Consider the following 3,547-nt stretch of genomic DNA (forward strand, 5'->3'; position numbering starts at 1 on the left):
TTGATTTTATTTTCTTTTAAAGCCAACACATTATCACTACTTATCATTGCTGCGTCTGCAACAACAGTAAATTCTTTTACATTGTTCTTTAGTATAAAACTGTTTACAACAGGTATAATCGTATGCCCTTCAAATGTATTGCCAGAGAACACTTCATAAGCAATAGGAAAGCCTTCTTTGGTTACCATCAACGCCACTAAAATTTGCGGTTGCTGTGATTTACTATCTTTTGAAAATCCATTTTTACGAAGTTCATCTTCTTCAAATGTTTCAAAGTATAATGTAGTTACATCATAAAACAATAAATCGTAATTAAATGCATAATATTTTTTTGCGAATTCCAAACTGATACTTTCTGCTTTTGATTTTAGCACAAGCCATTGTGGTGCGGATTCATAATAACTTTGCCTTCGATGTTTAATGCCGAAATATTCATAAAGCAATTCTATAGACCTAAGCTTGGAGGCGGGCTCTATCATTCGCAAAATAACCAAATCTAAAAAAATGTTATTTTGTATTTTGTCAAATCCGATCTTAGCTATAAGTTGTGAAATCTGTTCGTGCAAAAAAGTATAATGAGTGCCGACAAATTCAGTTTGATTGATATACAATATCTTGTTGGGCAGAATCTTTTCAAACAGCAAAGCTTGCTTACTAGCTTTTTCTATAAAATCATTCGCTAGTATTAACAAGTCTATTTTTTCTTGCTCATTATTTGCTGTCCCAACATGTTTAACAATAATTCTTTTTCTTTTTTCTATCTTATAAACTTGAATAGAAACAGAATTTACTGAGTACTTAATTTTCCTGATTTTATACATAAAATCTTATTAGGTCAGCAAATTACGAAAAACTGAAAAGTAACTAATACATTATTAGCAACTTACATTTTGCACAAATCAAGGGTGGACAAGTCAGGAAAGATTTAAGTGCAAATCATGTGGATTATTATTTACTCGAACTAATAAATCTGTAAAACAAAACAATCAATTTATACCGATTCGGTATCTGTATTAATCCAATAACTGCTTCGCATTTTTGGACTATAACAGCTACTCTCTCGGCATTTACAATACTAAATTCAAAATATTCTTTGGACTATTTTGATCTAAGTGTTGGTATAATATTTCAAAATCACCTAATTCCAATAAAAAACAATTAGAAAAGCTAACTTTCGAATCAAACAGAAAAATGTAGCCCGAAAGGTGTGCATTCTTCAAAAAAATATTTTTTGATTTTTGGACGTCAATTCTTTTTTTAAACCCAAATTACGCAATAAGAAATTTTCAATATTTATTTTTCTAATGCGTAGCAATAGGTAACTTAGCAGCATGGAATTTGATATAAGCTATACAGACAAAGTGATTAACCCACATTGCAGCTAAAAGCGTCTACAAATGTTAAAAACAGTGATTTTGAAGGAAAGTTATCAAAAAAAAGGGTGTTGATAAAAGATAAACGCTTGACATTCAAGAGTAAAAATTAAAGCAGATTTCAAAAAGCGCTTTGTAGTCCCCCGCGCTGTATTGTATAGCACCAAAAGAATATCTTCCTTTGTTGAGTGTATTTAAAAGCCATATATAAACAAGAAGGAGAGAATAAATTCCGAACAGCCTACTATCGTTTGGTAGAAAGCTATCGTCATAATAATACTGTAAAACATAGCACCATTGTTCATTTAGGAAAGTTGGATGAACTACCAGATATAGAACACAAAAAAGAATTAGCAAAACGAATAGATGATTTAGTACGCACCAGTAGAACAGGGATGCAAAGTTTATTTGTATCCAACAAAGAATTAGTAGAACAATTAGCTCAAAAATATTTTAATGAAATAAAAGACAATAACAAAATAGATATTAGCCTAGACAGCCCAATACAAGCAGTAGATTTAGGTAGTGTTGCAAACAAGGATGTAAGAGAAGTAGGTATAGAATGGCTGTGTAAACAAGCATTAGACCAACTAAAATTACATGAATTACTACAAGCCAATGAATGGACTGCCGAAAAAATAAAATTAGCCTATACCCATATTATTAGCAAGGCATCCAAACCTGCATCAGAACTAAAAACCAGCAAATGGGTAAAAGAAAACTCGGCCGTATGCGAAGTAACGGGTTACCCCATTACAAAAATTACAAAAGATAAACTTTATGGAATAAGTAAAGATTTATATGTAATAAAAGATAAAATAGAACAGCATTTAAGCACAACTACTAATGAGTTATTTGACTTACAAGATAGGATTATACTGTATGATTTAACCAACACCTATTTTGAGGGCTCCATGCGTAAAAGTAAACTAGCAAAATTTGGAAGAAGTAAAGAAAAACGCAATGATGCCAAACTAATAGTATTAGCAGCGGTTGTAAACGTAGAAGGGTTTTTAAAATATTCAGAAATTTTTGAAGGCAATTTATCTGACAGTAAATCGCTCGAAAAAATAATAGATAAACTATCAAAAAAACAAGCAGCGGAAAAACAAATAGTAGTATTAGATGCAGGTATAGCAAGCGAAGATAATTTAATGCTGTTGAAAGAAAAAGGTTATGATTACATGTGTGTATCTAGAAGCGGATTAAGAAAATATGAAATAGATACAACAACAAAAGAGGTAGAAGTAAAAGATAATAAAGGACAAAGTATAAAATTACAAAAAGTAAAAATACCCCAAACAACAGACACATTTATTGAAGTAAAAAGCGAAAATAAAGCCTTAAAAGAATCGGGTATGAATAGCTCATTTGCTCAAAAATTTGAACAAGGATTAGAAGAAATAAAAACAGCATTAACAAAAAAAAGAGGCACAAAAAAAATAGAAAAAGTGTGGGAACGAATCGGCAGATTGAAACAAAAATATCCATCCATTTCAAAATATTATACCATAGAAACCCCTACAAACATTAACAATATAGTAAGCGATATAAAATACAAGCAAATTGAAATAGAAAAAAAGGAGGGCATTTATTTACTTCGTACCACATTAAACACCAATGATGAAAAAACCCATTGGGCTATTTATAATACAATAAGAGAAATAGAAGCAACCTTTAGAATTTTAAAAACAGATCTTGACTTGCGCCCCATTTATCACAAAACCGACCTAGCCTCAAAAGCGCACTTACACTTAGGATTGCTTGGTTACTGGCTTGTAAATACAGTACGACACCAATTAAAACAAAAGGGGATTAATAATAACTGGCAAGAGATTGTTAGAATTATGAATACACAAAAAACGGTAACTACAACAATGGTAAATCAGTATGATCAAACCATTATAATTAGGCAATGTAGCGAACCTATTGCGGATGCAAATGCAATTTACAAAGCATTAAATTACCAAATTAAACCATTTAGTCAACTAAAAGTTGTAGTCCCCCCTGACAAAATAAAAAAAATTGATGCACATATTTTAATACCCTTTAGAGGGGGATAGCTGCAATGTGGGTTAATTTATATTTTAAAGTAAATATTCGTTTTATACCACTAATACTGTGCTCTACGCCAACCCTTATTTTTGATTTTTCTTTGTTTGCATCTTTTTGTT

2 protein-coding genes are annotated in these 3,547 nt (G+C 31.0%); one reads left to right on the forward strand and one right to left on the reverse strand.

Annotated elements, in window-relative coordinates; genetic code table 11:
• On the reverse strand, nucleotides 1–821 hold an 821-nt coding region (locus tag ACHZDT_RS23685), incomplete at its 3' end, for an IS1634 family transposase (RefSeq protein ID WP_394777164.1).
• Between the two features lie 740 nt (nucleotides 822–1,561).
• On the opposite strand from ACHZDT_RS23685, the gene ACHZDT_RS23690 reads away from it, so the two are divergent.
• On the forward strand, nucleotides 1,562–3,436 hold the full coding sequence (locus tag ACHZDT_RS23690) for an IS1634 family transposase (RefSeq protein ID WP_394777165.1): 1,875 nt from the start codon (nucleotides 1,562–1,564) through the stop codon (nucleotides 3,434–3,436).
• Nucleotides 3,437–3,547: the final 111 nt, after the last annotated feature.

The organism is Flavobacterium sp. (genome assembly GCF_043722275.1).
Lineage (GTDB): Bacteria > Bacteroidota > Bacteroidia > Flavobacteriales > Flavobacteriaceae > Flavobacterium.